Here is an 8,300-nt window from a genome sequence, read left to right as displayed (position 1 = left end):
ATATCTCAAAATCCAACACCTTGCTTATTTTTTCTAATGGATTTCCTAAATGAGACGCATCTTGTTGAATAAACTCCGAATCAAACATCCCATTTTTACCTGTTTTTTTGTAATTTTCATTGCTCATACTATTTTTTACAAAAATACATATTATTGCAATAATACATATTTTTTTGTTAAAAAGTACATATATTTATATGATTTTCAAATATTTAATTTTTAGAACTCCTCTATACATATTACAAAAAAATATAAGCCCATAGAAAAACAAGGTAAAATTATGAAAAAAAGAACAAAAGTGGTAGGAATAACAGGTGGCATTGGTGCAGGAAAATCCCTCGTTGGTAAAATCTTTCAAACATTAGGAGTCCCTTTATATAGCGCTGATACTGCAGCAAAACAAGTGATGAGGAATAATACAGACCTCAAAGAAGCAATAAAAAAACAATTTGGGAAGGATGCTTATCATAATTCTGGAGAAGTAAATGCAAAATATATAGCGGAGATTGTTTTTCAAGATAAAACAAAACTAGACCTGATAAATGCCCTCGTGCATCCCGTAGTAGCAAAAGATTTTAGCCAATGGACACAAAAAAATATGCACCACAAGTATATAATAAAAGAATCCGCCCTGCTTTTACAAACGGAGGAGTACAAATTTTTGGATTGCATACTCTATATTTCTGCACCCAAACAAGTGAGAATAGAAAGGATACAAAAGAGAGACCCACAAAGAACCATGGAAGAGATTACCTCTATTATAAATTCCCAAATTACCGAACAAAAAGCCATCACCAAAGCAACGCATCTCATCTTAAACGATGATAAAACAATGTTACTCCCTCAAATTATTGCCATACACAATCAATTTACTGCATCTATCTGCTCAATATAGAAATTCACAAAATATCAAAAAAACTATTCACCCCAATATGACTCTCTTTGGTAAATCCCTCACCGTATTCTACTGCTATAGAATGCCCAAGTTCTTTACCTCTTGCTTCTATCATTTTAAGGAACTCAGGGGAGCTAATATATGTATTTGGTTGAGTATTATGAGGATCGTAAAATTGAGAAACGTAGCATTGAACGGCTTCTATCTTTCTTTTCCAATAAGGCGAAACATTTACTATAATATCAGGAACAATGAACTTACTCTGAATGTAATGATATATCTTTTTTGGTCGCCAAGGAATCTGCGGAACATCGTGAAAAAGAGTTTCTATTTTTGATAAACCCGATAAAAAGCAAGCATCCGAAACAAGTTTTGCTCCTTTTCCATGGTCGGGATGCCTATCCCAAATAGCATTTGCCAATACTACATCTGGTTGATACAAACGAATATATCTTATAAGCTCTCTCTGATGCCATTCATCATTTACAAAAAAACCATCTCTGAACCCCGCATTTATACGCTCTTCTACACCCATAACTTCCTTTGCTCGCCAAGATTCTTCTGCTCTTATCTGCACCGAACCCCTCGTTCCTAACTCTCCTTTTGTTAAATCTAGTACCACTACTCTATATCCCTTCTCTCTATGAGCAATGAGAGTTCCACCACAGCCAAGCTCCACATCATCAGGATGGGCACCTATTGCTAAAATATCTGTTTTCATCTATGCTATTGTTAAAATGTACGGTATTGTTAATGTAATATTGATCTTATAAAATTACTCCCATTACCCAAAAATATAATAAAATTTCATACTTTTACCTTTTAAAAGTGCTACAATAAACTTTTTCAAGATATTGTTTGCGTAAAAAAAAGTACTCAATGAAATATACAATCTTCTATAGAAAGATTCTAAAAATGAAAATCCTAAAAACTGTATCCCTTAAAAATCAATAGTTACCAACACTTTTTCTTTGAATAAATCAATTTTTATAACCCATCAATAGTAACTCCCCTCCTTAAAAGGAGGGGTTGGGGTGGTTAGGGAAAATATCTTAATCTTAATGAACACTTTTTTTTATTTAGTTTTACAACGGTCTTATGTATTGGTATCATTTTTACAATTTTACATTTAAAAAAAACGAACATATATAAAAAATGACTAAAATAAAGAGTATGTTATTATTTTACTTTTTTACCTGTTTAATTGCTATTAAAGGGATCATTAATATTGATTTATTTTTTTAATTTAATTTGTAATGAGTATAAAACCAAGAGAGAGATTAACCAATGGATGATTTAAAGAAGAAATATGGGACTATTCCCCCAAATGATGTCCTATTAGAGCAGGCAATTTTGGGGGCGTTGATGCTTGAAAGAGATGCTCTGAGCAGTGTGATAGATATTCTCAAGCCGGGGTGTTTTTATAATATCAGCCATCAGAACATTTATAGGGCAATAGAGGAGATATTCAAAGATTCTAAACCTGTAGATATACTGACAGTGAAGAATCAGATGTCGAAAAACGGAACGTTGGAAGCAATTGGAGGAGTTAAATACCTGGCAGAGCTGACCTTACCTGTAAATTCTACTGCGAACATAGAAAGTTATGCAAGAATTATTAACGAGCTTTCTATCAAAAGGGAGCTGATACAGAATTCTTTTGAGGTGCAGAACAATGCCTACGAACCATCTACAGATGCTTTTGATTTATTAGACAAAACCCAACAAACTCTTTATGAAATTTCACAATCTTATATAAGAAAGAACTTTGAAACAATGTCTACCCTTATGCAAAAGGCGTTGATAGAATTAGAAGCAAAAAAAAACAGAAAAGATGGGCTTACAGGTGTTCCTTCAGGGTTTATAGAATTAGATAGAACTACTTCGGGTTGGCAAAAATCTGACCTTGTGATTATAGCATCGAGACCTGGTATGGGAAAAACCGCTTTTGCCGTATCTGCTATGCGAAATGCCTCAATAGAATATCAAAAACCAATAGCATTTTTTTCATTAGAGATGAGTTCTATTCAGTTAGTCAATAGGTTAATCTCCGCCGAGTCAGAGATAGAGTCAGAAAAGATACGGAAAGGGACTCTTTCGGAGCGAGAATGGGAGCAACTTATTAGTAAAACAGATGCTCTTTCTTCCGCACCTATCTATATTGATGATACTCCTGCACTCAGCGTTATGGAATTACGAGCTAAAGCAAGACGAATGAAGACAAAGTATGACATTCAACTTGTTATTATTGACTACTTACAACTGATGCAAGGAGAAACCCATAAAAATACAGGAGGAGGGAACAGAGAGCAAGAAATAGCTTTTATTTCCCGGTCTTTAAAGAAATTAGCAAAAGAATTAGATATTCCTGTCATTGCTCTTTCACAGCTGAGTAGGGAAGTAGAAAAACGTGGCGGAGATAAAAGACCTCAACTCTCAGACCTCCGAGAATCTGGTTCTATAGAACAAGATGCAGATATGGTAATTTTTATTTATAGACCCGAATATTATGGATTAAATCAAACCGCTGACGGGAGTCCTTCTATCAATACCGGAGAAATAATTATTGCAAAGCATAGAAATGGCTCCTTAAAAGATGTTCAGCTGAGGTATATTGGTAAATATACCAAATTCAGTAATTTAGAATACGCTTCTTCGTCCTCAGAAGACAAAGCAAGAATCATAATTCCAAGTAAGATTAATAAGGGACATAAAAATACATCTGATGAATCAACCGAGAACACCCCCCCGCCGTTTTAAGTTTATTGCATTATTCATTACTTTCTTCCATTTATCTTATCAATAAAAATACTTATAAAAGAAGGAAATATATTTATTTTCGTTCTTAATAGCATTTATAATTCATAATTCAAAACAATGCTTCATATATATCATGCTTCTGCGGGTTCAGGGAAAACATATACTCTTGCCTTTTATTATATCTGTTTGGCTCTTAAATCTCCTGATTATTTCATAAAGATTTTAGCCGTTACTTTTACAAATAAATCAACTGAGGAAATGAAAAACAGAATCCTTAAAAATCTGTTTCATCTTTCTCAAGGAAAAGAAAAAAAACTTTTATCAGATGTCGCATTTCATTGCAAACTAAAAGAAACAGAAGTTGTCGCCATATCAAAAGAAGTTCTTACCAAAATACTTCATAACTATGGTCAATTTTCCATATTTACTATTGATAAATTTTTTCAAAAAATTATCAAATCCTTCGCAAAAGAAATAGGCTTAGAATCTCACACCACCATAGAAGTAGATTCTGATAAGATATTAGATGCTATTTTAGAAAAAATAATAGCAAAATTAGGAAATAAGGATTTTTTTCCTACGGAATGGTTAGTGGATTTTGCTATTCAAAAATTAGAAGAAGGAAAATCATGGAATATTAGAAAAGATATACAAAATTTTGGTCAAGATATTTTCAAAGAACGGTTTAAAAAAATTCAAGAGAACATTGTGTCTTTTGGTTTTGAAGAATATAATAATTACAAAAAACATCTCCAAAAAAGTATTGTTTTTTTTGAATCACACATAGAAAAAATAGTAGCAGATTCTCTTTCCATAATACATAAAAAAGGATTAACAATAGATGATTTTAATAACGGAAAACGAGGACCCATTGGTCTTTTTTTGCTCTTCGAAAGCAAAGATTACACCATTACTCAGAGCAGAAGAGATGCAATAAACAAGAGAGAATCTTTTATTACTAAAAATAAGGAATTATTTATAAAGCAAAAAATAGAAGAAGCCATGGATGATGGGCTTATGAATAATTACACTGCAATTATTGATTTTGTTGACAGGGAAGGTAAGCATTATTTTACCGCAAAAATCATAATGAGAAACATATACACATTAGGAATTACCCAGTATCTCATTCAAGAAGTTCGTGATTATGTAAGTCAGGAGAACCTTATGCTTATTTCTGATACTTCTGATTTTCTAAAAAAAATTATTGAAGAAAACGATGCACATTATATCTATGAAAAAACAGGAAATGCTTATTCTCATTTTCTTATAGATGAATTTCAAGATACTTCTGCTTTCCAATGGAATAATTTTAAACCACTCCTCACCAATAGTATAAGTCAAGGTTTTGAAAATTTAATAGTAGGTGACACTAAACAAGCTATTTATAGGTGGCGAGGAAGTGAAATAAACCTTCTCCAAAAAAAAATTCATCAAGATTTTTACAACACACAAACCAAAATACTACCATTTAACTACCGGAGTTCCCCTATCATTGTTAATTTCAATAATTGTTTTTTTGAAAATGTAATGAAACATATAAATATTCTTCATGAGAAAAATAGAGCAGAACTATCCGATATCTACAAAGATGTAAATCAAAAATCAACCCAAAGCACCGCAGGTGTTGTAGAAATTTGTCTCGTAGAAAAACAAAAAAAAAACTCCAACGATACAGATTCAGAAGAACATATTATATCAGAAACCATTGCTATTATTGAAAAAATTCAAGAAAGTGGAGGAACATTAAAAGATATTTGTATACTCGTAAGAAAATCCAGTGAAGCAAAAATAATAAGTGATGCCCTTTTATTAAAACAATCTCATAACGAAGGCACTTATGTATACGACTTTATTTCTCCCGAATCCTTACAGGTAAGTAATTCTTTATCCGTTATGCTACTTATATCTGCTCTCAAATATATTTATAATCCAAAAGATATTCTTTCAAAAAACGAGTTCATTTCTTTTTATTTTACCCTTCAATATTCTCAAACCAAAAAAGCATCTGATATATTTACACAAGATTACTCACATACTATTCCATTAGAATACACAGAAAACTTAAAAGCACTTTCTTTTATACCACTCATTAATCTTACAGAAACCCTTATAAAAATATTTCATTTAGACACCATCAATGCAGAATATCCCTATATTTTATCCTTTCAAGATGCCGTTTTAGAGTTTCATAAAAAAAAGGGGGGAGAAATAGGATCTTTTTTAGAATGGTGGGAAGAAACAAAAAACAAGCACGTTGTCCGTATATCAGAAGAACAAAATGCTATTAAAATAATGACCATTCATAAATCAAAGGGATTAGAGTTTTCTTCCGTTATAATCCCGTTCTGTCACTGGAAATTAGACACCGATAAGTATAATCAGATTATTTGGTGTTCAAATGAAGAAAAAACAAATGTTCCTAAACCAAGTTTTGTTCCTGTTCTATATAATGCTTCTCTTCAACAAACCTTCATGGATACCCAATACGAAGAAGAATTAAAAAACAACTACTTAGATAATATAAATATTTTATATGTAGCATTTACCCGGGCAAAACAAAATCTTTTTATTCTTGGAAATATAAACTCTCAAAAAGAAAATATGTATACAGAAATAAAAACATCTGCTGATTTACTCTATTCTGTTTTTTTTTCATCGAAAAATACAGTTTTAGATAATATTCAATTAAAAAAAGAAAACTTTATACATTCTTTTTCTTATGGAAACCTATCATACATAAAAAACACTGAATTAAAAAGCAGCACAAAATCTATTTTATTACAGCATTATATTTCACATGAATGGAAAAATAAATTATTGCTCAAAAAACAAACTCGTTTTTTAGAAGAAAAAACAAATATTCTTTCTCAAACAAAAATGTTTTTTTTATACTCTACCCTTTTAAAAAAAATTAAAAATAAAAAAGAAATTGATTTCCATATTCAAAAATTATCTTTAAAAGAAAACATATCACAAGCAGAAAAAGCAGAAATATCTAATCACATAAACGCTCTTTTTGAAAAAGAAATGACACAAAACTGGTTTTCTGGGGAATGGAACATAAAAACAAATATAGAATTTTTAAATCCGTATAATTCTACTTACAAAAAACTTGACACTTTATTAACAAAAAAAGAAGATGCTATACTTATAGAATACACAATAAACAAAAAAACAAATATCCCTCATCACCATAATTCATATCAATACATTCCAAAAATACTCCAAAACTTTGGTTATAAAAACATTTTCATATATACTATTTATATTCAAGAAGGAGAAATACAAAGAATCTTATAAGTAATGTTTCACGTGAAACATTACTTTGTGTTCATAAGATATTCTATCTCTTCTATTTCTATTGGAATATTTTTCGAAAGGTTTTTATTTTCTTTTTTTGTTATCAGTATATTGTCTTCTAAACGTATACCTAAATTTTCTTCTGATATATATATTCCCGGTTCTACCGTAAAAACCATATTATCTTCTATTTTTTTATAAAAAGTAGATACATCATGAATATCTATTCCTAAATGATGCGATGGGTTATGCATATAGTATTTTTTATATGCAGGGTTATAGGAGTCTTGTTTTTGTATATCCGTTTTAGATATAAGTTTCAAATCTAATAGTTCTTTTTCCATTATACGAGCAACTTCTTTTTGATATTCTATAATAGTAATACCCGGTGAAAGTATTTTTGTTGCTTCATTTTTTACCCGTAAAACAGCATTATAAACATCTTTTTGTCTTTTTGTAAATTTTCCACTCACAGGAATAGTGCGGGTTATATCTGAGTTATACCCTGCATATTCCGCTGCTACATCTATCAATAAAACCTCTCCGTCTTGAATACTATTATTGTTTTGGGTATAGTGTAATATACAACTGTTTTTTCCGCCCGCAATGATTGGTATATAAGCAAATCCTCTGGATCTATTTCTTATAAATGTGGAAATAAAATCTGCTTCTATTTCATATTCTTTCACTCCTTTTTTGATGGTTTTTAATATATTTCTATACCCTAATTCGGTAATATTGCATGCTTCTTGAATGAGTTCTATTTCACGTGGTTGTTTAATCATTCTTAAATCTCGCATAAGAGGAAATAATCTTTCGTATTCATAAAGAGGATATTGTTCTTTGCAAGATTTAATGAATCTATCATTTCTCGTTTCTGTTTTATTAATAGACCTTATATGCTCATTTGATTCTAAATAAATGTTTTCAGTTTCTGCTAATATTTTTAGTAATGTACTATCAAATTCTTTTACAAATTTAACATTACGAATACCCGAAATAATAGTAATTTCTTCTTGAGTATATTTATGACCTTCCCATCTTTCTTTTTCTTCGTCAGACTCTAATATAAAAACAATTTCTCTGCATTCTGGGTCGGGAAAATTTGGAGCAAGTAGAAGAATAGTTTCCTCTTGTTCTATCCCCGTTAAATAAAATAAATTTGCATTTTGTTTCAATGGTATTATTCCATCTGCATTTGTTGGTAAAATATCATTAGAATGTATAATAACAACACTATTCTGTTTTAGTTTTTGAACTAACCTCTCTCTGTTTTTAATAAATAATTCGTTTCCTATTGGTAAATATCTCATTGTATTTTATGTGTATGTGTGTAATATTT

General features: G+C 30.5%; 5 protein-coding genes. 3 read left to right on the top strand and 2 right to left on the bottom strand.

Annotated elements, in window-relative coordinates; genetic code table 11:
- The first annotated feature begins 280 nt into the window (after positions 1-280).
- On the top strand, positions 281-895 hold the full coding sequence (coaE, locus tag QM536_00505; GenBank protein MDI9355494.1) for a dephospho-CoA kinase: 615 nt from the start codon (positions 281-283) through the stop codon (positions 893-895).
- A gap of 4 nt (positions 896-899) precedes the next feature.
- Here coaE and bshB1 read toward each other — a convergent pair whose 3' ends face one another.
- Entirely contained in the window at positions 900-1,616 is a 717-nt protein-coding gene (bshB1, locus tag QM536_00500; protein MDI9355493.1) for a bacillithiol biosynthesis deacetylase BshB1, read from the bottom strand.
- A gap of 566 nt (positions 1,617-2,182) precedes the next feature.
- On the opposite strand from bshB1, the gene dnaB reads away from it, so the two are divergent.
- Positions 2,183-3,655 carry a replicative DNA helicase gene (gene dnaB / locus QM536_00495; protein MDI9355492.1) on the top strand — a complete coding sequence of 491 codons (1,473 nt, stop codon included), beginning with the start codon at positions 2,183-2,185 and terminating at the stop codon, positions 3,653-3,655.
- A gap of 117 nt (positions 3,656-3,772) precedes the next feature.
- A complete protein-coding gene (locus tag QM536_00490) occupies positions 3,773-6,958 on the top strand; it encodes a UvrD-helicase domain-containing protein (protein ID MDI9355491.1) in 3,186 nt (1,061 codons plus the stop codon).
- Positions 6,959-6,978: 20 nt separating this feature from the next.
- Here QM536_00490 and QM536_00485 read toward each other — a convergent pair whose 3' ends face one another.
- Entirely contained in the window at positions 6,979-8,271 is a 1,293-nt protein-coding gene (locus QM536_00485) for an aminopeptidase P family protein (GenBank protein MDI9355490.1), read from the bottom strand.
- Between the last annotated feature and the right edge of the window lie 29 nt (positions 8,272-8,300).

It is taken from the genome of Chitinophagaceae bacterium, assembly GCA_030053935.1.
Classification (GTDB): Bacteria; Bacteroidota; Bacteroidia; order Cytophagales; family JASGCU01; genus JASGCU01.
The sequence above is the reverse complement of the archived record's forward strand: the minus strand, read 5'-3'. Positions and strand labels throughout refer to the sequence as shown.